The sequence below is a fragment of the Flammeovirga pacifica genome (assembly GCF_000807855.2).
GTDB lineage: Bacteria > Bacteroidota > Bacteroidia > Cytophagales > Flammeovirgaceae > Flammeovirga > Flammeovirga pacifica.
Window position 1 is genome coordinate 3,824,968 of record NZ_JRYR02000001.1, and the last position, 24,875, is coordinate 3,849,842.

Below are 24,875 nucleotides of genomic sequence, written 5' to 3' on the forward strand. Positions count from 1 at the left end.
CATCGTCCTGAGCAAGTATGGGTAGCTGATATCACTTATTTAACTTGTAATACAAAGCACCATTACTTACATTTAATTACAGATGCTTACTCTAAACGTATTGTAGGTTATAAATTATCTAATAACATGCAGGCTGAAACCACTGTAGAAGCATTAGAAATGGCTTTAAAGGGTCGTATATATGATGAAAAATTGATACATCACTCAGATAGAGGACTTCAATATTGCAGTCAGTTATATACAAAAATTTTAAACGCGAATGATATTAAAATCAGTATGACTGAACAAGCTGATCCTTATGAAAATGCAATAGCAGAAAGGGTTAATGGAATACTTAAAGATGAATTCCTTCTTGATATTCATTTTGGAAGTAAAGAAATTATGGAAACACAAGTTAAAGAGTCAATTGCTCTATATAACCAAACTAGACCTCATTTTTCTATAGGTCTTTTAACTCCAAACCAAGCTCATTTACAACAAAAGGTGAAGTTGAAAAAATGGAAAAAGAAAACCCATCTACAAGCAATATGAAGATGGGTATAATGTATTTTTAACTGTCAACTTTTTTCAGGACAAGTCATGTAATTAAACAACTTCTAGTTTCAATAATTGTGTAGTTCTAAGTTTCATGTCCATCAATTATTAAGGGTAAAGAACTTATCAAGTTGAACGAGTATAAGTTTTGGGTTATACATACACTTTTGTCCTTTTTGATATGAACAATGGGTAAATTAATTATTCTTTGTTGCTGTTACCTCTTCTCCAGTGATTGGATCTATGTAAGATGCTTTATATGTTCCTTTGGTTGGTACAGCAAAGAATGCTTGTGAATGGGCAGGGACAATTTGAGTAGTTTCAAATTCACCTTTATATAACCAAAGTTTTACTTCTATATCTTGATCACTACCGTTATCAAATCTCATTGTAGGAAAACCTTCGGCAGTTAGATCCGAAATGCCTGTTAAACCAATTCTTTCATTAGAATAATCAATTGTAACATACTCTTCACCAGCTCTGATTAGAGCGTATGCATCTACACTTTTTGAGTCATCAATAGAAATGTTTCTGATAGTAAAGCTCTCCGCATGATCATCTGAATCACCAGTTCTCCAGAAGAAGTTTCCAACATTAACGCCATCCATAAATTGAATAACTAAGTAGTTTGTATATTTCTCTACAATCTCTTCTTTTGTGTACATTTCATTTTCAAAACCAGCTTCATTTGTCATATACTTTCCTTGAAGGTTAGTGTTTGAACTTTCTGTGTAATAAGAAATTCTAATAGTAGGTTCACCCCATCCTGCATTCGCTTTTTTGACGTAGATATTCATGAAAGAATAGTTATCTTCTGTCGATACATCAAAATTGAAATCGTATTGATGAAAGTATTTATCACCAGAGACTTTAGAGAAAATAGTAGCTCTAGAATTATCTTTTGATGTTCCAACAACATATCCTTCTTCTGTGATAGAATAGCTTTTTACACCTGATAAATTTTCTACAGGAACGTTAGGGATATAAATTGGTGTATCTTTTGGCGTACCATCAAATCCTAACTCAACACCAATAATTGTTTTCGTAGAGAAATCAACAGTATAAGTGTATGCATAGTCTGCATTTGGAGTTATCATTTGGGTTACAAGGCCTCTTGATGTTTCAATTTTTAAATCGTAATTATTATTTACCATTACATAGGCATAAAAATTAGGATTAGCTACATCTGAAGTAGGCAACATAGAAAAGGAGTTGATTTTAGCAGAAATGACTTCATCCTGAGAACCATCTACAACGATATACGCATAATTTTCATTACTCATATTAAGTTGTATAGATTCATCTGAACTAGTACCTGTTGCCTCTCCAGAAATGTAGTATATATTGTCAATTCGATTACCAGCATCTGGGTGATAAGCCTTTACATCGAATGAACCGGTGACATCTTTTATCTCAATAGATAAGTCATTTAAATTAAATTCTATAGGACTTTTTTCACCGTTCGCATCAGTTACTACTAAATGATAGCCCTCTTTTATTGCTCCATCTTTTGCAGAATGCTCCGCTCCGTTCATTGGGGTAATTAATTCTGAAAGAATAGATAACTGAACTGTACGTGTAGTTGAACTTCCTGGTAATGGTTGCTCATCATTTGTAGAACATGATAAGGCTAAGATTGAAACTGCAATAAGGATAAATAATTTCTTCATAATTGTAACGATGTTACTAAATTTGATAAATAAATAAAACTTTTAAATTTAAAACGCTTTTCGATTGCGTCTTCAGTATATTGGTAACAATGTTTCTTTTTGTAAGGTTTAAATTTTTGATCCAATAAAAGTTAAGTAACATGCTATATACAGGTTACCTTTTTTTGTCATTCAATTCCTTATAAATGAGCTCAATGTGATATTATGTTAAAGATTTATTAAAAAGAAACAATGTTTCTTATTGCTCGTTTGTTGATGTAGGTGTTATAAAAGTAACAATGTTTCTTATTAAGTAATAAAATAATATTTATGATGATAAAGTTTACCTTAATTGCTATGTTCGTTGGTTTAACTTCTTTAAGTTTTGGTCAAAATAATAAAGAGGAAATAACTAAAAATGAAAAACTAGTCACCTCTTACTTAGAAAAGACAGGTCTAATTAATAAGATTGATCCGTCACTATCTTTTGCAGAAGATTATGCTTATAAAACGAGATATGTGTTAGTGCAGTATTGTGGTGCATTAGTCATATTTGAATTATATGATCAATCTATGAATGTGAATATAATTCATAAAAACAATTGTTTGTCTGAAGAAGAACAAGCAGAAATTTGGTTAAATGAAATGAATAAAGATGATGATGTATTAACCTTTAATAGAAGTAAATTTTTATTGAAGTAATTTATAATTAATGCATAAAAATACAAAACGTCACCACTTTTAGAGGTGACGTTTTTTTATATACGATTAATTTTGTTTGACATTACCATTGTGAAAATGGTTTCTTCATTAGCATGGCATTGTAGTATTTAGGATCTCCTGTAACTTCTTCACCAACCCATATAGGTTTCTCAAAAGTTTCATTTTTTTCAGAAAGTTCAACCTCAGCGATGATTAACCCTTGATTTTCTTTCTCAAAAACATCTACTTCATAAGTATGTTTTCCGGCAACTACCTCATATCTAATTTTATCAATAACTCCGCCACTACAAAGTTTTAATAACGCTTCTGCTTCATCAAGAGGAATTTCCTTTTCCCATTCGTAACGGGCCAAACCCTCTTCGTCGGATTTTCCTTTTATGGTGATAAATCCTTTCTCTTTTTTTATGCGAATTCTTACTGTTTTGTCGGTATCACTACAAATATAACCTTGTACGATTCGAGATGAATTAGTAGCTAAAGTGACATCAAATGATTGCAGTAAGAATTTACGTTCGATTTCTATCGCCATCTTATTCTAGTCCAGCTGCTTTAAAAGCATTAGTGATATCCTCTTTTAAATCTTCATAATCTTCAATACCAACAGATATTCTGATGAAACCATCATCAATACCTAACATTTTTCTTGTTTCTGCAGGAATTGAAGCATGAGTCATAATAGCAGGGTGTTCGATTAAACTTTCTACACCACCTAAACTTTCAGCCAAAGTAAAAATCTTACAGTTGGATAAGAACGTTTTTGTCTGTTCTAAATCAGCTTTTAATGTTACTGATATCATACCACCACCTTTTTTCATTTGTTTTTTGGCTAGAGCAAAATCTGGGTGAGAAGGAAGGTGAGGGTAATAGATGTTTTCTACAAAAGGATGTTGTTCAAGCCACTCTGCTAATTTCATCGCATTTTCACAATGTCTATCCATTCTGACTCCTAAAGTTTTTAAACCTCTATTAACCAAGAAAGAATCGAAAGGACCTTGTACCGCACCTACTGCATTTTGTAAAAATGTAAGTTGTTCTTCTAAGGCAGGGTTTTCTCCAACAATAACAACTCCACCAACAACGTCTGAATGCCCGTTGATGTATTTTGTAGCAGAGTGAGTGACAAGATCAAAGCCTAATTCTAAAGGTCTCTGTAAATATGGAGTAGCAAAAGTATTATCACAAACAGTAATAATTTGATGTTCTTTTGCTATTGAAGCAACTTTTTCTAAATCGACCAAACGCAACATTGGATTGGTAGGAGTTTCCGCCCAAATCATTTTTGTATTTGATTTTATTTCTTTTCTAAGTGCTTCTTCATCATTTAAATCAATAAATGAGAATTCTAAATTAGCAGAGCGTTCTCTAACTTTATCAAATAGTCTGAATGTTCCGCCGTATAAATCATTCATGGCAATCACATGACTACCACTATCTAGCATATCAAGAATAGTTGCTGCAGCTGCTAATCCACTAGCAAAAGCATATCCTTTTTTACCATTTTCTAAAGCGGCAACAGCATCTTCGTAGGCATATCTAGTAGGGTTGTGTGAACGAGTATATTCAAAACCTTTGTGCTCTCCGGGTGCAGTTTGTGCATAAGTGGATGTAGCATAAATAGGAGGTATTACAGCACCTGTTGTTGGATCAGGAGTTTGACCTGCATGTATAGCAATGGTTGAAAAACCATATTTTTTATTTTTTTCCATATTGGTATCAATTTATTTATCTTGAATATGCAATCACCCAAAAGGGCAGATGTAGTAACTGTCTTAAAACTTAGTTTAAATTTAATGACATCTATCAAAAAAATAGAGTATTCATCCTATTTATTGGCTTTCATGAGTTTTTTATTGCTTTCATCTTGTGGTACATCAATGGATAAAAAGTGGAATAAATTAGAAAAAGAATTTGCAAATGACAATGTTGACATGAAAGTTCGACATGTAAATATGAATGATAGCTTATCTGTGAATTATTTGTCGGTGAAATCTTTAGAACTTACAAATAAGACTTTTGTTTTTATTCATGGAGCTCCTGGAAGTGCTTCAGATTTTAGTAAGTTTTTGAAGAATGATTCCATAAGAAGGGAAGGAAATATATTATCTGTCGACCGTTTAGGATATGGTAGTGCAACTGGGAGAGAATATTCTTCTATACCATTACACGCAGAAAGTATTGTTAAAGTAATGGAAGATTGGGAAAGGGAGATGAAGGCAAAGCAACAGTTTATTTTGATAGGCCATTCTTATGGAGGGCCAATTGCTGCATATACCTGTCTGAATACATTAGAAAAAGTAAGTTGGTTAATATTATTAGCTCCAGCAATGAGTGCTGATTTAGAGCCAATGAAGTGGTATTCTAAATGGGCGCAGAGTAAAGTGATTTATTCTATTTTACCATCGTCTTTAAAAGTAGCAACAGATGAAAAAGCACATCATGCCGCAGCACTTAAAGAAATAGAACAAGATTGGCAAAAAATATCTACACCAACAATTATGGTACATGGTAAAAAAGATGGACTAGTACCCTTTGAAAACATGGAATTTGTGAAAAAACATTGGAAGGCTCCCTTATCAACTGTTATATTAGAAGAAAATGGGCATATCTTTCCATTTACAAATCCAGAAATAGTAGTTAAGGTAATCTTAGATACCTCAGAAAAATTGGATTAGTGATCAAACAAAAATCCTAATTAGCTCTAAAATAGTCGAAAAACTTTATGACCGATACAAAGGAAAATCAAAATATTCCATTGGAGAACACAGAAAATGAGACCTCAACAATAGTAGACAACGTGTCCGAAAAAAAATCAAAGAAAAAATATGTATTGCTTTTTATACTAATCTTTATTTTCGGAGGCTTTTTTATATGGTCGAATTCTCTTCAAACCACTTCTTTGTGGGCAACTTTACCATCAGGTGCTGGTATTGTTGTAGGAACTGAACATATGGTAGAATCTTGGACACAATTAAGAGATTCTGAGTGGAATGAAAGTATTTCAGAAACTTTATCTTCAGGAAAAAGAAAACTATGGAACAATACCATTGGAACAAATAAATTCCTTCAATTTTTCTTATCAGACTATAGGGGGATAGGTGCAGTTTATCAAACGGAAAAAGAAGGAACAGCTTATCTTGGAGCAATAGATTTAGGCTGGAAGTCTAAATTGACAGATCACCTACGTTTCATTATCAGTAGAAAATATACTTTAGCACAGTTAGAAGGGAATGACAATGCGATAACAGTACTGAGAAGTGGTAAAAATAATGTGGGTTATTATTTCACATACAATAACCTTCTAGTTTTTTCTACACATCAATCTATCATTAAACAATCTTACACCACAGTGCAACTTGGTGGAGAGACTACTATTCTGTCTTCAAAAACTTTTTCAAAAGATTCTTTGTTTGAAGTATGGATGAACCCAGTTTCTGTTTATGCATTAATGGAAGAGTATTTTAAAGAGCCTCAAGTAGCATTAATGGGTTTAGGAAGAGTATTGGGTGAGCAACATTGGCTTTGGAAAATTGAAAACGGGGAGTTATGGAGCATCATAAAACCAACACATCATTCTTTAAAATTAGAACCAATTTGGTGGTCTTGGTCAGGAAATATTAGTTCTAAAGATTTACTAACTACCATTCCTGAACAAGTAAGTATAGCTTCTCATTGGGGATTATCCAATGATATAATAGGAAGAAGAGCATTATTAGCTCAAGCAGGTATCCAGCCATGGAAAAAGCTAGAAAATCGTTTAAATATTAAAGTGGCTACGCTTTTTGATAGTTGGATTGGCAACGAAGCAGCTTGGATAAAATTAACTTCTGGAGATCTAAAAGGAAAAAATGCGGAAGCAATGATGATCAAAACAGATAATCCAGCTTTAGCTTCAGAAAATTTGAGAACACTAAATGAATTAGTAGAAAAACAAACCTTGGAACGTTTTTCAGAGTTGAAATATAGAGGTTTTGCGATCGGATATATAGGTGTGGAAGAACTTCTACCAAGTGTATTAGGGGAGGCTTTTGATCGTATTGAATTTCCATATTACACTGTTTTAGGTAATGCAGTCGCTTTTTCAAATCATCCAGTAGCATTAAAAAGATTAATTGATGCAAAATTAGATGGAAGAACAATGGATATTGATAGACAATCAATACCTAAATCTGCCTATTATATTTGGGGTAAAGGACCTATAGTATTTGATGATTTACCTTTGTGGATTAATCAAAAAGACATGTCAGTTTTTGAAAATAAAAAACCACTTTTTGCAAGTATTGGTTCATTTGAAGGAGTATTAACTCCGAGAGGAAAATATACAGGTAGTTCGTATTTTAAATGGATTTATAAAGATCCAAAACTTTCAGAAATCGAGATAAATAACCTGAATAAAGAATTAAAAGTTCTTGATGACGTAGCTATTAAAGCTTACTTAGATGAAGAAGAGCTATATCAGAAGGATGCTTTTCAAAAAGCAGCACCTCAAAAAGGTGATAGAGATAATATGATTCAATTAAAATAAACACATAAAAATGGCAGAAAAGAAAAATAAAATCAACGAAGAAGAAGTAGAACGTATTAAAGAAGCGTTTGAGAAAAAGGATTGGGCAGAGATTAAAAGTGCCAACTCTTGGGTAATTTTTAAAGTAATGGCTGAATTTGTGGATGGTTTCGACAAATTAGCTAAAATAGGACCATGTGTTTCTATTTTTGGTTCGGCTAGAACACCTTCTGATCATAAATACTATAAGATGACAGAAGAGGTTGCTAAATTATTAGTGGAGCATGGATATGGCGTTATTACAGGTGGCGGACCTGGTATTATGGAAGCCGGTAACAAAGGTGCTCATGATGCAGGTGGTAAATCTGTTGGTTTAAATATCGTTTTACCTTTTGAACAAGACGGAAACCCATATATCGACAGAGACAAAATGTTGAATTTTGATTACTTCTTTGTTCGTAAGGTTATGTTTGTGAAATATTCGCAGGGATTTGTAGTAATGCCTGGTGGACTTGGTACTTTGGATGAGTTATTTGAAGCATACACATTAATCCAAACTAAAAAGATAGGTCGTTTTCCAATTGTGCTTGTAGGAATTGATTATTGGAAAGGGCTTATGGATTGGGTAAAAAGCACATTATTAGAAAAAGAAAATAATATTAGTGCAGAAGATCTAGATCTAATTCATTTAGTAGATACACCAAAAGAAGCTGTGAAAATTATTGAAGACTTCTATGGTAAGTATTTATTATCACCAAATTTCTAAAAAGATAAAAATACCCCCTATATTTGACACCTCAATTGATCGATTGAGGTGTTTTTTCTTAAGATTAAGATTTTTGATTCAGATATCACCCATTAAAGTTAGTTTTTTGTTAACTAATGCGTTTATATTCAGATCTTAAGAATAAATAGCCCGACCTTTATACTTATTTCTTATAAATACCATTCATGAAATCGTTTTTGTGGTTTTTACTTGGCCTTGTTTCAGCAGGGGTTTTAACGTATACTTTTCATGTGATTTCTCCCAATGAAAGGATCATTGAAAAAGTAATAGTTTCTGAAGGAGAACAGTTCAGTTATGAACTACATTTACCAGATACTTTTAACTTTGCAGGAGAAAGAGTGCCGTTAGAAGAAGAGGATATATTAGAACGTTTTGATAGAGAAATGTATGTCAATTCTTATTGGCATTCTCATACAATACTTGTTTTAAAAAGGGCAGAAAGATGGTTACCAACTATTGATCGTATTTTAAAAGAAGAAAATGTACCTTCTGACTTTAAATATCTTTGTATTATAGAATCAGATTTAATGCTTCAAGCTAGATCTGGTGCTGGAGCTTCAGGCTTTTGGCAATTTATGCCAAGTACTGCAAGAGATTACGGTTTAACAGTCACAAAAGAAGTAGATGAACGTTATCATGTTGAGAAAGCTACTCATGCAGCTTGTCAATATTTGAAGAAAGCAAAAAAGCGATTAGGAACATGGACTTTAGCTGCCGCAGCTTATAATCGAGGAGTTACAGGTATTTTAAAGAACTTAAAAGATCAAAAAGTAGAAAATTATTATGATCTTTTGTTGAATGCAGAAACTTCAAGATATGTATTCCGTATCTTAGCGCTTAAAGAGATAATGTCTGATCCTAAAAAATATAATTTTGAGTTATCCACTCAACAATTATATCAAGAAGAAAAGACAAGAACAGTTACCGTAACAAAATCGATTTCCAATTTAGCAGAGTTTGCTAAAACGGAAGGAGTGAATTACAAAATATTAAAAAGACATAATCCTTGGTTAAGACAAAATAAATTAACCGTTAGAAAAGGAAAGTCGTATATCATTACCTTACCACAGTCGGAGTAAGGAAGAAAGGAAAATTCTCAATGAAGAAGAATACAAATTTAGTCGCAATTGTAGGTAGACCAAACGTTGGTAAATCTACTTTATTTAATCGTTTGGTGGAACGTCGTGATGCTATCATGGATAATGAAAGTGGAGTAACGCGTGACCGACACTATGGACAGGCCGAATGGACGGGAAAAACTTTCACTGTAGTTGATACAGGTGGATACGTTATAGGTTCTGAAGATACATTCGAAGAAGCAATTCGTGAACAAGTAGAAATTGCTATCGAAGAGTCTACAGTACTGTTATTCGTTGTTGATGTTGAAACAGGTTTAACAGATTTAGATAGAGAGTTTGGTAAGCTTTTAAGAAGAAGTAAAAAGCCTATTTATATTGTTGCCAATAAGGCAGATACAGGTGAAAAGGCAATGCATTCTTATGAGTTCTATGAACTTGGTATGGGTGAACCAATGGCCGTTGCTTCTGCTTCTGGTTTTGGTACAGGAGATTTATTGGATGCTGTAGTTTCTAACTTCCCTGAAGATACAGAAGAGGAAGAAGAAGAAATTCCAAGAATTGCAGTTATCGGTAGACCAAATGTGGGTAAATCATCTTTAACTAACCTTCTTTTAAATAAAGAAAGAAGTATTGTTACTGATATTGCGGGTACAACTCGTGATGCTGTTGATGCAAAATATAATGCATTCGGTAAAGAATTTATCTTAACGGATACCGCTGGTCTTAGACGTAAGGCTAAAGCAATGGAAAATGTAGAGTTTTATTCAGTAATGAGAACGATTAAAGCGATCGAAAGATCGGACGTTTGTATTGCTGTTTTAGATGCTACACGTGGTATTGAAGCTCAAGACTTGAGTATCATTAACCTTGCTATCAAAAATAAAAAAGGTATTGTGATCATGGTGAATAAGTGGGACCTTATCGAAAAAGATACTAATACGTTCAAAGAATTCGAGAGAAAGATTCAAGAACGTTTAGGAGGTGCAGCTTATATTCCAATCATTACCACTTCAGTATTAGAAAAACAACGTATTTCTAAGGTCATTGATAAAGCAATTGAGGTTTATGAAAATCGTAAGATGAAAGTCATGACTTCTGCTTTAAATGAGGTTATTGGTAGAGAAATTGATAGACGTCCACCTCCAGCACATCGTGGTCATCATATTAAGATCAAATACATTACTCAATTACCAATTCATACACCGGTATTTGCGTTTTTCTCAAATTACCCGAGACATGTGAAAGGTCCTTATAAATCGTTTATCGAAAACAAAATCAGAGAACATTTTGGTTTTGAAGGGGTTCCTATGGGAATTGTATTTAAAGAGAAATAATCGCTTTAGCGTTTAAAATATAAAGCTGTCTGTACTTATTAACATAAATACAGACAGCTTTTTTTATTTCTGATAAACTGATAGAAGCACTTCATCGTAAAATTATGTAGCATAATTTTCTCTCTCAATGAAATATTTTATTTACATACTCTCTTTATCAGTTTTACTTTTCAGTTGTGATAATCAACAAGAAGAAGAGTTAGAACCAATTGTTCATCATAATACCAAACAATATGTGATGAAGGTAAAGCATTATAAAGATGATCAAGATATATCAAAAACCGGTGTAGAATTTTTGATAAAAAAGAGCCAACAAAAAAAAATCCATAATGCTCATTATGATATTATTGTAACAAATTTAGATTCTAATGAAGAGTTTAGGTTAAATAAGGATTCGCTTAAAGAATTGGAGGCAGGGGTATATGCATTAAAAATCTATATTACTCCCAAAAGCTTTTTGGACGATACTAAAGTACACTTACCACAAAGTATTAGACATGATAATGCGTTGATAATCGATGATATTTTTACCATTGAAGCCAATCATATCACAAAATTTAATATTTTTCTTCACTAAACTATTCTTCAAGTTTGAACCCTCAGATTTTCTTACAATTTTTACCTTTATAGACTGTAAACTAATTTATAGCTATTTGATATAGACTTTTAATAGGCCTTCTTTGTTGAAATAGATAAAAGAAGGCAAGACTTTTTATAAATCTGATGATAAGAAAACAATTGATTCTATCTGTAATTTGTGCGTTATTCCTAATGTCATGTGGTGATGGTGCATCATCTAACAACACTGAAAATAAGGCAGTAGTAAAAGACAAGCCAATTCCGACTTTTAATGCGGATTCAGCCTATAATTATGTTCAAAAACAAGTTGATTTTGGACCAAGAGTACCGAATACAATGTCACATGATATGTGTGGTGCGTATATAGCGAATGAATTACAACGTCATGGAGCAAAAGTAACAGAGCAAAAAATGACAGTGTATGCTTATGATGGTACTGCTTTGAATGGTGTAAATATTATTGGAAGCATCAACCCTGAAATAAGAACAAGAGTTATTTTAGCAGCACATTGGGATACTAGACAAGTTGCGGATCAGGATGAAGACAAGTCTCGTCAGAATGAACCCATATTAGGAGCAAATGATGGTGGCAGTGGTGTTGGTGTTCTTCTTGAAGTAGCAAGAGCAATAGGAAATAGTCCCAATAAACCAAAAGTGGGTGTAGATATTATCTTCTTTGATGTAGAGGATTATGGTCGCCCAGCTTTTGAAAAAGATCAATCTGGAGATTCTGGATATTGTTTAGGTTCAAAATATTGGGCTGAAAATCCTCACGTAGATGGTTATTCGGCTTATTATGGTATTTTACTAGATATGGTGGGAGCTAAAAATCCTAGTTACCTTAAAGAAGGTGTTTCTATGTATTTTGCCCCTAGAATAGTTCGAAAAGTTTGGAAAACAGCCCAACGTAAAGGGTACGGAGAATTTTTCGTTGATCAGAAGGGACCACAATTAACAGACGACCATCTTTATGTGAACGAAATTGCTAAAATCCCGATGATTGATATTATTGATCTGGATCCAAGTGGTGCAGAAACATTCTTTAAACATTGGCATACTCACAATGATAATATGGATGCCATTGATAAAAAATCGTTAGAAGCTGTTGGTGTGACTTTATTACAAGTGCTTTACAATGAGTAATTGAAATTGAGTTTTTGATCTAACATAAGGGCAAATCATTTTAAGATGGTTTGCCTTTTTTAATGCAAAAAGGCCTCCTTTTATTAGAAAGGAGGCCTTTATTTATATAAAAATAAGTGGAATGATTTCCCTTACTCTTTGATATCTAATTGAATGCTCAAATCAGATAATTGCTGGTTATCAGCAGCAGATGGAGATTCGATCATTACATCTCTACCCGAAGTATTCTTAGGGAAGGCAATGAAATCACGGATAGAATCTACGCCACCAAATAATGAACAAAGACGATCGAAACCTAAAGCGATACCACCGTGAGGAGGTGCACCGTATTCGAATGCGTTCATTAAGAAACCGAATTGTTCTTGTGCTTCTTCTGGAGTAAATCCAAGAGCATCGAACATATCAGCTTGATCTGATTTGTCGTGAATACGAATAGAACCACCACCAACTTCAACACCATTGATTACCATATCGTATGCATTAGCACGCGCATTGTAACGGTCTGTCTTTAAAATCTCAGCATCATCAGGAAGTACTGAAGTGAATGGGTGGTGCATTGCATGGTAATGACCAGTTTCTTCGTCTTTCTCGAACATTGGGAAGTTAATTACCCAAAGAGGAGAGTAGTTGAAAGGATCTCTTAATCCTAAACGCTGACCCATTTCCAAACGAAGCTCACACATTTGCTTACGTGTAACATCTAATTCACCTGATAAAACAAGAATTAAATCACCTGCTTCGGCACCGGCTTTATCAGCCCATGCTTTCAAGTCCTCTTGAGAGTAGAATTTATCTACAGAAGATTTGAATGAACCATCTTCGTTACATTTAACATAAACAAGACCCTTAGCACCAATTTGTGGACGTTGTACCCACTTAGTTAATTCGTCTATTTGCTTACGAGTATATGAAGCAGCTCCTTTAGCACAGATACCAAGAACAATTTCTGCAGCATCAAATATTTTGAAACCTTTATTTTTAGCTAGGTCATTTAGATCCACAAACTTCATCTCGAAACGAGTATCTGGTTTGTCTGAACCATAATCACGCATAGCATCAGCATATTCCATTTGAGGGAATGTTGGCAGCTCAATGTCTTTCACCATTTTGAAAAGGTGACGCATCATTCCTTCGAAGTTGTTGATGATATCCTCACGATCAACAAATGCCATTTCGCAATCTATTTGAGTAAACTCAGGTTGACGGTCAGCACGAAGATCTTCATCACGGAAACATTTTACAATTTGGAAATAGCGATCCATACCGCCTACCATCAATAATTGTTTAAATGTTTGAGGAGATTGAGGTAAAGCATAAAACTCACCTGGGTTCATTCTTGATGGTACCAAGAAATCACGAGCACCTTCTGGAGTAGATTTGATCAATACCGGAGTTTCAACTTCGATAAAGTCTTGATCAGAAAGGTATCTACGAACTTCTTGAGCAATTTTATGACGTAAAACCAATTTCTCACGAACTGGATTACGACGGATGTCTAAGTAACGGTACTTCATACGAAGCTCATCACCACCATCTGTTTCATCTTCAATTTTGAAAGGAGGAGTTTGAGCTCCATTCAAAATTTCTAATCCGCTTAAACGCATTTCGATATTACCAGTTGGGATATTTGGATTTTTTGCAGCACGCTCAATCACTTCACCAGTAGCCTTAAGAACAAACTCACGACCTACTTTTCTAGCAGTTTCTAATAGTTCTGCAGCTGCATTACCATCATCTTCGATTAATAGCTGAGTGATACCGTAACGATCACGGATATCGATCCAAATTAAACCACCTTTATCACGGATAGCTTGTGCCCAACCGCTTAAAGTTACAGTTTGCCCAATATGGCTTTCACGGAGTTCACCGCAGTTATGCGTTCTAAGCATTTTATATATAATTTTAATTTAGTCTCTTGTTCAAATTAACTGACCGCAAAAATAAGGAGTTGCAACGGCACTACAAAAAAGAATTGCTTATCCTTTTCGCTGATGTTGAGGTATTTTGCAGTTTTCTTGAAGTTTTTTCATCAAACTGCTAATTATTTGCAAGTATTTGAAATAAAAATGAAGACTGGAGTAAATGTCAACAGTTTCATCTTTTAGAAAATGAAGAGAATAATTACTGTATTAATGGAAGATAATTGAACTTATTCTTTTTCATAAGTACTCCCTAAGTAGTCTAAAGTGATCTCAATTTTATCTGATGGTATCACCCGAGTAATAATGCCTTTAATTTCTGCTTTCTCAGAATTATACAATTGATTAGATTCTACATTTAACCCATCAGAAAATAAAGTGGATTCTGTAGCATAGGATAGATCACTAGCTTTAACAAAAGAAGACCCAATACTATTCGTAGCCCCTTCTACCACTGTAACTGTCATGGCTCTCATATTTTGAATCATGTCAGTTAGATTGATAAAGTAATCGCTATTAATAATATTTTTTGAAATTATGGAAGCGTTTTCAATTGGAAACTTAGGAAGAAAAAAGTTTTCTTGTACCGTCCTAAATACAACCATATTTATATTTTTATCCTCATTAATTTTTTCTAAAGCCTCAATAATCTGATGTGTAATTTCTTGTGATAATTGATTAAGACAAAAATTAGGTAGGTAAATAGTGACTACATTTCCTTTTCTGTAGCTGTGTATGTGTTTTATATTGTAGCTCATATCTAAACTAGGTTAAGTCGGCAGTTAATAATTAGCTTTAAGCTTTACGATAATTAAACAGATAAAAGGATAAATCTGAACTATTTTATTTTCTGTGTTGGTAATGAACAAAATCGTAAAGCTGTGCTACAAATTTACTACAGTTCGTAGTTAAAATAGGTGATGAAGGTTATTATAAAACAATAACTAATGTATGTTAATGAGGTGTTTTTTTAAATTATTGAAGAATATTTGTCTTTATTCTTCTTCATCTTCCCAATTTTCTTCTTCATCTTCGATAAAGTTAATTTCGAGAAGTTGTTCGATATTGGTAACATTCACTTCTTGACCTAAGTAAAATTCAGCGAAACCACTGTAGACTTCTTCAGGTGTCATTCCTTGTTCTCTAAGAGATTTAATAGAATCACTCCCTGTTGACTTAGATATTTTCTCCCCTTTTTCATCAACTAATAAGGGATGGTGAAGAAATTCTACTTCTTCAAAATTATTGAGTTCTAGTTTGTTACCTAAAAATATTTGGGCGGCTGTAGATTCTACTAGATCTTCTCCTCTAACTATAAAATCAATACCATCATCTTCATCATCTATCAAAGAAGCTAATTGATAAGAAAACAAACCATCTTTCCTTTTGATGACAAAATCTTTCATTGTTTGCTCAAGGTCGATAGCAACATCTCCAATAAATAAATCTTCTAAAATGATTGGTGCAGAAGAAGTTTTAATTCTAGTAGCAGCATTTGGTGTATCTAAAGGTAATTGAAGAGTGGAACATTTCCCTGTATAAATACCTGAGGGAGATTGCTCATAAATATCTTTACGTGAACAAGTACAAGCAAATAGATCGTTATGTTCTTTTAATTGATCAAAAGCTTTTTGATAACGGTGGGTTCTTAATTCTTGAGACCAGTTTTTCTTAAAATCATCTACACCAAATGGTCCTTGGTCATAATCGATACCTAACCAATCAATTGTTTCGAAAATATCTTCGATGTATTCGTCTCTTGAACGAGTTGAATCAATATCGTCTATACGTAACAATATTTGTCCATCTTCAGTCTGACGTGCTAAAATCCAAGTGAGTAAAAATGAATAAGCATTACCAATATGTAAAAAACCTGAAGGAGTTGGAGCAAACCTAGTACGCATCTTTTTAAATTTTCTGTGATAAGAAAAAAAGTATGTTTTATACAGTTTATTGGTATAAAACATACTTAAATTAAATTTTTTACAAGGTAGAAAATAAAAATTAGTTGGTAAAAGAAATGATTAAATGTTCATAATGTATTTAGGATACATTTGATTGATTAGAAGATTTAGCAATCAAATGATAAGATCCCATGAATACAATAGATAATACGAAAACACAAGCAAGTAATTCCATAATATTAAAGTTTTATCAAGGTTAAATAAAGTTCTGTGTTACATAGACAGATAACAAACAACGAGTGACAATGTTTATTCTTTAATGGGTGTTAAATTTGTCGGAGTAAAGATTTATTGTCGCATCAGCAAGGTAGAAAATAAACAAAAAAATACACTATCGAAACATTGTTACATCCTATATTTACAAGAATAGTACAATAAAATGTTTTGATAGTGTAAAATGTTATGAGAATAAATGTCTTTATTTATTTTCCAATTGATCTACTGCAAAAGCATAAGCTCCTAATGAAATTGCTTCACTAGTACCTAGAACAGAAATACCAACTCCGATCTTTGGAGAAGCATCATATTTTACTGTTTTGTCTGTGAATGGAACCTTGATTTCCAGTTGGTTATTAGTTACAAATTGTTCTGTTTCTGATGTGTTAGTTAGGTCGAATACTTCCATAACTAAACGGTCAGTACCAGAATTATATTTAGATTTCATTTCTGCTAAAGTGGCAGGCATGAACAATTCTGAAGCTCCAGAAAGACCTCCGCCAATAACAACAATTGCATCTATAGTTGTTGCTAAAGTACAAAGAACGTCTCCTAGGTTTTCTCCAAGAGTATCAAATGCTTTTTGGGCAGCTTTTTGATCACCTTTTTGTTCTCCTTTAGCTATCTCAAAAATATCTTTTGGAGTTAATTCAGCATTATCAACTCCTGAAAACTCTTTATAGAATCTTTGTATTGCTCTAATACAAGAAGCTTCTTCTGCATTTACATGGTCTAAAACTTTAGAAGGCATTAACCAAATTTCGCCTCCCATAGAATTATCGCCAATATGTAATTTATGGTTCGATACTACGCCTCCGCCAAGGCCAGTACCTAAAGTGATACCAATAATATTTTTATATTCTTTTTCGCTACCATTAGCTTTAAGCTTAGCATTAATTTGAGGTAGTAAACCTCCAATTGCTTCACCATAAGCAAACAAATCTCCGTCGTTATTAATAAAAGCAGGGATACCAAATTTTTCTTCTAGCATTGGTCCTAAAGCAACTCCACCTCTGTAACCAGGAAGGTTTTGTAAATCACCAATGATCCCGTTAGGATAATCGGCAGGGCCAGGAAATGCAAAAGAAATGGCTTCTGGTTTTTTATCACCTAGTTGTTCTACTACATGATTGAAACCATTTAAGATGTTTTGTAAGCTTTGTTCTAAATTATCTCCATTAGAAGGTAATCTATATGGATCTACTATCATTTTTCCTCCCTGCATTGCAGAGAATACAAAGTTTGTTCCCCCAGCATCTAGGGTTAGGACGATTTGTTTTTTATCTGTAACGGACATAGTTTTAATTAGTAGGATATTTAAGTTCCTCTGAAGTAATCAATTTCATTTCTTTGTTGGACAACTTCACTAACAAAGATCGATCATTCACCATTTCAATGTCATCATTTTTTGGTAATATGATTGAATTTTTCTCAGAACTTTCCTTATGATTTAATTGAACGCAAGTAAATACTTCATTATTTAAGTCTTCAGAAAAGTTGATTTCCACAATTTGTTCTGAGGAAGTCGAATTCGAAAGTAAAATTACATATTCATTGTTTGTATTTACAACACCTACGGCATTGATTTTTTGATGATTATTGTTACTTATTCTTACAATAGTACTGCCCTTTGGGATATTTTTAGACATTAATGACCAGGTATAATACCAAGGTCGAATGTTTAACTCTTTTTTGTCATGGTATAAAGTATCTCCTAAACTATTCCACATTCCCCATCTCATAATTTGAGATTTGTTTCCATCATTAGCTTCAGTAAACATCGCATCATCTAAATACCAAGCAATAATTCCGTCAACCCCTAATTGCAATAAATCCATACAGGCAAGTGTAGTTAATTCGGCATATTCTTTATCAAATACCTTGGGTTGAGAAAAACGACTACTTCGTCCATCATTTATTAATTGCCCTTCAGCTTTTATACCTAACTCAGAAATAAATAAAGGTCCGTTTAGGTTTTGAATTTGATTGGGATCTAAATGGAGGAAGTCTTCAGTATCACCTTTTCTTACAGCTTTTTCATCTAAAAAGGCATGTACATCATAGGCTCCCAAAACTTCTTTTAAATCTTGATTACTTTTAGAAAGCCAATCTTTTCCTTTTAGCGGTTTCAAAGGCATATCCCAGGTAGGGTCACTACTTGGTCCCATAATTTTGATATAATGATTAAGGTGATATTTAGAAAATTCTATTTCTAAATCCATGATCCAATCTTTCCAAACAGCATAACTCCCTTGTGTTTTGGCTTTAAAAGTATTAGGGGCATTCACTAAAGTAAAGTACTTGATACAAGAATATCGTTTTACTTTAACAAGATGATTCATATAATCTGCAATCATTTCGGTCCATAGATGTTCTTTACCATTTAGCATTTGCCAAGGAGGGTTCCATTCGCCTAATATGACTTGTATATTATTTCTTTGGCAAAAATCTAAAATTTTATAAAGTGCATGCATTTCATGCCTGTTGTAGTTTACAATAGGACTGCCTTCTGAATTTATACCTCTAAAATACCTGTCTTCTGCATCATCGATAATTCTAATGATAGAAGGTTTCATGTGCTTTAGTCTTTTAAACATCAGATTCCATCTACTTGTATCTTTCATTAAATGCCCCCAACTATCTCCGGGTGCATCTGCATGTTGATAGGTAGACCATTGAATTCCAAACCCCTTAAAATCGTGATTGATTTTATTCTTTTTATTAAATATTAATCTAAATGTAGGTTCTCCTTTTTTACAAGTAGTTAAACAGACAATAATTGAAAAGGATAGTAGGAATAGTAGTAATCGTTTTAAGGTCATAGTTAGGTATTGATATGAGTAATAATGGGAGCGAGTGGTTTATCTCTTAAGAGTATAGAAAATAGTCAATTGTTTGTTAATAATGACCTGTTTATTCGAAAAATGTAATGATCTATTAAAAAAATCACCGTAAAACGAATTTTTATAATGAAAATCATTTCTATTAAAAAAAAGTTTGATCAAATTCCCACGCGATTGAAAAATCACTTAAAATTAAAAGAACACTAACGATATAAATAGTTTAAAAATGACAGCAGTTACTTTAGGAATTGATGTGGGCGGAACGAATACTAAAATTGGTTTTGTAGACCGTCATGGTAAATGTCTAGCAAGTACTCATATTTCAACTGGTGCAGATGAGCCATTTGATAACTTTTTAAAGAATGTTTTTTCAACTGTAGAAAAGTTAAAAGAAGAAGCAGGAGAGATTGAGATGGTAGCAGTAGGTGTTGGTGCTCCTAACGCAAACTACTACAATGGTAAAATTGAAAAGGCAGTTAACCTTAAAGGGTGGGGTGAAGAAGTAGCTATTGCAGATTTGATGCAAGACTATTTTAAAGTTCCTGTAGCAATTACAAATGATGCTAATGCAGCAGCACTTGGTGAAATGAAGTTTGGTGTAGCACAAGGAATGAAAAACTTTATTGTTGTTACTCTAGGTACTGGTCTTGGTTCTGGTATTATTGTAAATGGTGATTTATTATACGGTCATGATGGTTTTGCTGGTGAGCTTGGTCACATCAATGTGGTAGAAGACGGTAGAATTTGTGGTTGTGGTCGTAGAGGCTGTTTAGAAACATATGTATCAGCTACTGGTATCAAACGTACAATGTTTGAATTATTAGGTGATAACAACGGTAAAAGTACTTTATCAAACAAAACATTTGATGAGTTAACTGCAAAAGATATTTTCTTGGCAGCTGAGGACGGAGACGAATTAGCAAAAGAAGCTTTTGAAGTAACTGGTGAAGTTTTAGGTAAATCTTTAGCAGATACTATTGCTATTTTCAGTCCTGAAGCTATTGTTTTATTTGGTGGTTTGGCTTCAGCAGGTGAGTTTATCACTGAGCCTACTCGTAGATCTATGGAAGAGCATTGTTTATCTTTATTCAAAGGAAAAACTAGATTAGTAGTTTCTAACTTGGAAGGTGATAACACAGCGATTTTAGGTTCTTCAGCTTTAGCTTGGCAAGAATACGAAAAAAGACAAAATGCTTAATTAGTAAGCAGAAGTTATATACAAAAGCTCATCATTAACCTGATGAGCTTTTTTTATGTATCAACAATTATACTTATAAGTGCAAAAAAGCCTTCTCTTAAAAAGAAAAGGCTTTCTGTGATATTGGATTTGTTTTAGTATTGAATGATATAATCGTCGCTATATCAAGCAATTTTTTTATAGAATTAGAAAATAGTAAATCAAATAACTTTTTTATTTTGATTGAGATAAGTAAGGAGGAAAGTGGTGGCCCTCCTTCATTATATGAGATTGGACCACCCAAACCAAGGTATTAATAACTACTGTCTAGAAGCTTTATATTCTATATCTTTATCTAACGATTCTGATATATTTAAACCTGTAATAGTAAAGTCACTAGCACTACCATTATAAGTATTGTCAACGTGCTTTAATGTAACATCATGTTCAATAGAAACGCCTGTAGGAAATCCTTTTACAATTACATTTTCCATTGTTACTTTAGAACCAACACGGATTTTGAAACCTTGAGAATCAGAACCGTTTTCATCTGCTATTACAGTAATATTTTTTAATGTTGGATGAGAATAAGGAGTAGCTTCGTGATTTTGAGCATTATTGTCTCCTTCAAAACCTCTGTCACAACCTTCAGCAACATGAGCGTAGGCATTTTCTAAAGTACCTGTCCATCCTTCTGTCCAATCAAACTGATCATCTTTATTATCAGTTGATACTAAGTAAGAAGCATTAGCTGTTCCACCAAACCACTCAAATCCATCATCATCCCCTTTGTGAGCTTGTAAATGATGACATTCCGTTTGATCACCTACACCATTAAATGTAAAACCATTGTGCTCTTTATCAGTAGTGATTTCGTTACCACCAAATTCTAAACGGATATAAGAAAGTGAGCCTGAATCATCATTAGAGTTATCTCCTCCATACCATAATTCTTCACCATCAATACCTGTACCTACTTCTGGGTGAGCTTTACCACCTTCTACGTTAATAGGAGCATAACCATTAATGATGATACCACCCCAAGAGCCAGGGATTTGATCTTTCGATGTGAACACAATCATATTATCTGCAGTGCCATTTGCCTCAATTTTACCGCCTTGTTCTACCATTAGATAAGCAACATCATCACCTTCTAAATCTACTACTCTAACACCAGGGTTGATAGTTAGAGTAGCTCCGTTTCTAACGTGAACACCACCTGCAAGAACCCAAGTAGAATTTTCGGCTAATTCAAGATCAGTATCGATGTTTCTTGGTAATGTACCATCAGCAGACTCAGCGGTTACATCAGATACATCAGTACCAGGGAAGTCTACACTTACTGCCCAATCACCTGGAGTCCATCCTGTAGCTTCTTCATTAATAGCAATTGGTTGCTGTGCAGTTAGTTTTGCTTCAAGAATTTCTCCTTCACTTTGTGATGGATTTTCTTTCGTTTCGTCGTTACTACATGCAACAAGCACTGAAGCTAACATTGTGATAGCTGCGAATTTTTGTACTAATTTTTTCATTTTAATTGATTGGTAATAATAGGTTTTTGAAAATATATTTTTAGAAGGTATAAGAAACTCCTACACCTAGTTCCATTCCTAATTGATAGGATGAAACTTGTTTTGTTGTTCCGCCTTCGAATTTTTGATACCTCTCGATGGACGGATTTAATAAGTTTTTAGCAGATATATTAAAGCTTAATGCATCTTTAATTTGATTTCTTACAATCAAGTCTAATGTTCCAAATGACTTTTCATAGATATCTCCTGCACCCATTGCTCCTGCAGCAAAAATTCTATCTCCAAATGTGGTATAGGTTAAGGTGAAAATAGAGTGGATGTTATCATTGCTCCAATCTTGTTTATACCCAATGTTTGCATTAATAATGTAAGGAGAAGCTCCTTGTAATGCTCGTTGTCTATTGGTTACAATTGTATTAATATCGTCTGCAATAGTCATTTGAGAGTACATTAAAGTGGCATTCATACCTACTGTAGTATTCTGTAATGCTTCAGAGCCATTGTTAACAATAGAGCCTATAGATTTATCAAATTCTATTTCTATTCCTGCAACGGTAGCTGTACCTACATTATCAAAAGAATACACATTCCCAGCGGATGGTCTAGCTACTTTTTCAATAGGATTATCTAAATATTTTCCGAAAAGACCTACAGAGAATAACTCTCCTGAATTAGGGAAAATCTCATATTTTAAATCGAAATTATAGTTCTGAGCATTTTTTAAATTGGGGTTACCAATAATTGCTTCTCCACCTACTACTGTTTGATATTCGAAGGGAATTAATTCTCTCATACCTGGTCTAGTGATTGTTTTACTCAAGGCAAAACGCATATTTGATAAGTCGGTAAGAGCGTATTTTAGGTTGAACGAAGGTAAAAATTCGGTTGACTCATACGTATCCTCTCTGTAAGGATCAGCAATTAAGTCGCCTTGCATTTTATATCTTACATATTGATGACCAATCTCTGTTCTAAGACCTACATTCATTTTTAATTTATTAGGCATGATATCATAATCATAGCCCATATAAACAGAATGAACATCCATTTTGGCTTGAAAGAAGTTATTCGGAATAGTAAAAGGAGAATATCTTATCGTTTCATCCATGATCCATTCATTAATTCTATCGTTGGGATCATTAGAATTGATTCCTCTTACCACGGCACTATTAGACCTTATATTGGTTTGGAACCATTCAAACTCTCTATCTTTTGATTTTACTTGATAACCAAATCGAAGTGCACTTCTATAATTATCATTTATTGCATCAAAAGCACCTAGTCCTAAGGTAAAATCTGCTCTGCCAGCTAACTCAACCTCATTCATTAATCCCCAGTAACGGTGATTATCAAATGCATTTCTTGAGAAAAGGTTAACTTCTTTATTATCGATTGATTTATCACTAAATAATAATTGTCTTCTGTCAGGTTCTTGACTTACAGTTTCAGATCGAGAAACTCCCCATGAAAAATTCAATCTATCATTTTCCATCAATTTATGATCACCAATAAATTGATTTACATAAATGGTATTTTGTAAATAAGTATTTCTTCTTGCAAATAAAGTCTCTGTATCTAAATCGTTATTATAGCCATAGTTTTCATCAACAGCGTTGAATGATTCATTGACGATGATATTATTTAATTTGAACTTATGTCTATCGTTTAATTCAAAAGATAGGTTGAGTAAAGCCGATGTATTAGTAGAATAAATCCATTCTTCTCTTTCATAATCCACGTAAGGGGTAGCTTGTGCATTATATGCTGCAAAACGACCATCTCTATATTCATATTTATTACTATGTGCAATGGAGCCGATGATACCAAAGACTTTATCGTTGCCAAGTTCCCAATATTTACCACCAGAAGCATTTAATCCTAAATTGATGGGAGCATTAATACTTGTAGGCGACCATGATGTGTTGAATGCACCAGGTTCTCCATTAGGAGTGATTGTTGGAACACCACCCTCTGGACGTTGTCTAGCATTTCCATTAAAACCCAAAGATTCATATTGACCATCTTTATGCGTTTTGAAATCATTGAATGTTGCTAGTGTATTGTAAGCTCCTGAAATACCTATTGTGAAAAACGCTTCATCAGGATAATCTTTTAAAGTAATATCAATGTTGGCACCTGAAAAATCACCATATAATTCTGGAGTAGCAGTTTTTGAAACTCCAATGTTTTTAACCAAATCCGTAGGGAAGATTGAAAGAGGAATCACTTTTAAATCCGGATTGGTAGAAGGTACAGGAAGGCCGTTCATTGTAGCCACATTGTAACGATCTCCTAAGCCTCTTACATAAAGTCCTTTCCCTTTTACTTTGGCAACACCTGTCATTTTTGTCATGGCACCTTCAACATCAGAAACACCTTTAACAGACATTTCTTCAGCACCAATAGATTCAATCATTACGTCGGCATTTTTTCTTTCTACCATTAATGCTTGAGTACTTTCTTTATTGGCTTTTCCAACAATTTCGACTGCATCTAATTCTTGTGCGTCGATAGCTAAATGGAAGGTAAGTTCTTTTTGAGAGTTAGATGAGATTTCTACAGTTTGAATAGATGATTTATACCCAATAAAAGAAGCAACTATTTGATGTGTTCCTTGGGCTATTTGAAAAGAAAATTTACCAGATATATCAGAAGAAGCACCTGTAGTAGTGCCTTTTACGACAACACTGGCACCTATAATTTCTTCGCCTGTATCAGCATCCTTCACCATACCCGTAATTAAGGTTTGGGCATGAAGTTGAATGCTAGTTATTATGGATAATAAAACTAGGAGGTTAAAAGTTTTCATCTTGGTTTGTTGTTTTTAACTACAGCAAAAGTAGACCATGAATATTACATGGAACTAGCAGTTAATTGAACAAATGATGAAAAGGA

General features: G+C 33.5%; 20 protein-coding genes. 10 read left to right on the top strand and 10 right to left on the bottom strand.

Annotation, left to right across the window (positions count from 1 at the left end):
• Positions 1-531: IS3 family transposase (locus tag NH26_RS14995; RefSeq protein WP_158021975.1), on the top strand; the 531-nt coding region annotated here is incomplete at its 5' end.
• A 200-nt stretch (positions 532-731) separates the two neighbouring features.
• On the opposite strand, the gene NH26_RS15000 is transcribed toward NH26_RS14995, so the two are convergent.
• A complete protein-coding gene (locus tag NH26_RS15000; protein WP_044229119.1) occupies positions 732-2,204 on the bottom strand; it encodes a hypothetical protein in 1,473 nt (490 codons plus the stop codon).
• A gap of 312 nt (positions 2,205-2,516) precedes the next feature.
• Between NH26_RS15000 and NH26_RS15005 the strand changes: the two genes are divergently transcribed.
• Positions 2,517-2,885 carry a hypothetical protein gene (locus NH26_RS15005; protein WP_139263095.1) on the top strand — a complete coding sequence of 123 codons (369 nt, stop codon included), beginning with the start codon at positions 2,517-2,519 and terminating at the stop codon, positions 2,883-2,885.
• An 82-nt stretch (positions 2,886-2,967) separates the two neighbouring features.
• Here the strand turns inward: NH26_RS15005 and NH26_RS15010 are convergent, their stop codons facing one another.
• Complete coding sequence (locus NH26_RS15010; RefSeq protein ID WP_044229125.1) at positions 2,968-3,435, bottom strand: CYTH domain-containing protein; 468 nt, start codon at positions 3,433-3,435, stop codon at positions 2,968-2,970.
• Between the two features lies 1 nt (position 3,436).
• Entirely contained in the window at positions 3,437-4,612 is a 1,176-nt protein-coding gene (locus NH26_RS15015; protein ID WP_044229128.1) for a trans-sulfuration enzyme family protein, read from the bottom strand.
• 84 nt (positions 4,613-4,696) lie between these two features.
• Between NH26_RS15015 and NH26_RS15020 the strand changes: the two genes are divergently transcribed.
• From NH26_RS15020 to NH26_RS15050, 7 genes are all read left to right on the top strand, one after another.
• Positions 4,697-5,578: an alpha/beta fold hydrolase gene (locus NH26_RS15020; RefSeq protein WP_158021945.1), complete on the top strand. Its 882-nt coding sequence runs from the start codon at positions 4,697-4,699 to the stop codon at positions 5,576-5,578.
• 47 nt (positions 5,579-5,625) lie between these two features.
• The gene (locus NH26_RS15025) at positions 5,626-7,428 is read left to right on the top strand and encodes a hypothetical protein (protein WP_044229134.1); all 1,803 of its coding nucleotides are present in this window, start codon (positions 5,626-5,628) and stop codon (positions 7,426-7,428) included.
• A gap of 10 nt (positions 7,429-7,438) precedes the next feature.
• Positions 7,439-8,173, top strand: a complete 735-nt coding sequence (locus NH26_RS15030; RefSeq protein ID WP_084812196.1) for an LOG family protein — start codon at positions 7,439-7,441, stop codon at positions 8,171-8,173.
• A gap of 185 nt (positions 8,174-8,358) precedes the next feature.
• Positions 8,359-9,273: a lytic transglycosylase domain-containing protein gene (locus NH26_RS15035; RefSeq protein WP_044229140.1), complete on the top strand. Its 915-nt coding sequence runs from the start codon at positions 8,359-8,361 to the stop codon at positions 9,271-9,273.
• Positions 9,274-9,293: 20 nt separating this feature from the next.
• Positions 9,294-10,607, top strand: a complete 1,314-nt coding sequence (der, locus tag NH26_RS15040; protein ID WP_044229143.1) for a ribosome biogenesis GTPase Der — start codon at positions 9,294-9,296, stop codon at positions 10,605-10,607.
• A 127-nt stretch (positions 10,608-10,734) separates the two neighbouring features.
• Entirely contained in the window at positions 10,735-11,184 is a 450-nt protein-coding gene (locus NH26_RS15045) for a hypothetical protein (RefSeq protein ID WP_044229146.1), read from the top strand.
• Positions 11,185-11,330: 146 nt separating this feature from the next.
• Positions 11,331-12,329, top strand: a complete 999-nt coding sequence (locus NH26_RS15050) for a M28 family peptidase (RefSeq protein ID WP_052432303.1) — start codon at positions 11,331-11,333, stop codon at positions 12,327-12,329.
• 131 nt (positions 12,330-12,460) lie between these two features.
• Here NH26_RS15050 and aspS read toward each other — a convergent pair whose 3' ends face one another.
• The 5 genes from aspS to NH26_RS15075 form a co-directional block, all read right to left on the bottom strand.
• On the bottom strand, positions 12,461-14,218 hold the full coding sequence (gene aspS / locus NH26_RS15055; RefSeq protein WP_044229149.1) for an aspartate--tRNA ligase: 1,758 nt from the start codon (positions 14,216-14,218) through the stop codon (positions 12,461-12,463).
• Between the two features lie 260 nt (positions 14,219-14,478).
• Entirely contained in the window at positions 14,479-15,006 is a 528-nt protein-coding gene (locus NH26_RS15060) for an enoyl-CoA hydratase-related protein (protein ID WP_044229151.1), read from the bottom strand.
• A gap of 237 nt (positions 15,007-15,243) precedes the next feature.
• Complete coding sequence (locus tag NH26_RS15065; RefSeq protein ID WP_044229153.1) at positions 15,244-16,152, bottom strand: glutamate--tRNA ligase family protein; 909 nt, start codon at positions 16,150-16,152, stop codon at positions 15,244-15,246.
• A gap of 478 nt (positions 16,153-16,630) precedes the next feature.
• Complete coding sequence (locus NH26_RS15070; RefSeq protein WP_044229156.1) at positions 16,631-17,725, bottom strand: ROK family protein; 1,095 nt, start codon at positions 17,723-17,725, stop codon at positions 16,631-16,633.
• Positions 17,726-17,729: 4 nt separating this feature from the next.
• Positions 17,730-19,250, bottom strand: a complete 1,521-nt coding sequence (locus NH26_RS15075) for a hypothetical protein (RefSeq protein WP_044229159.1) — start codon at positions 19,248-19,250, stop codon at positions 17,730-17,732.
• A gap of 247 nt (positions 19,251-19,497) precedes the next feature.
• On the opposite strand from NH26_RS15075, the gene NH26_RS15080 reads away from it, so the two are divergent.
• Positions 19,498-20,469 carry an ROK family protein gene (locus tag NH26_RS15080; protein WP_044229160.1) on the top strand — a complete coding sequence of 324 codons (972 nt, stop codon included), beginning with the start codon at positions 19,498-19,500 and terminating at the stop codon, positions 20,467-20,469.
• A gap of 299 nt (positions 20,470-20,768) precedes the next feature.
• On the opposite strand, the gene NH26_RS15085 is transcribed toward NH26_RS15080, so the two are convergent.
• Together NH26_RS15085 and NH26_RS15090 are read right to left on the bottom strand one after the other, a co-directional pair.
• Positions 20,769-21,980 (bottom strand): hypothetical protein, encoded by a 1,212-nt coding sequence (locus NH26_RS15085; RefSeq protein WP_052432304.1) that lies wholly within the window; start codon positions 21,978-21,980, stop codon positions 20,769-20,771.
• Positions 21,981-22,020: 40 nt separating this feature from the next.
• Entirely contained in the window at positions 22,021-24,789 is a 2,769-nt protein-coding gene (locus tag NH26_RS15090) for a TonB-dependent receptor (RefSeq protein ID WP_071397181.1), read from the bottom strand.
• Positions 24,790-24,875: the final 86 nt, after the last annotated feature.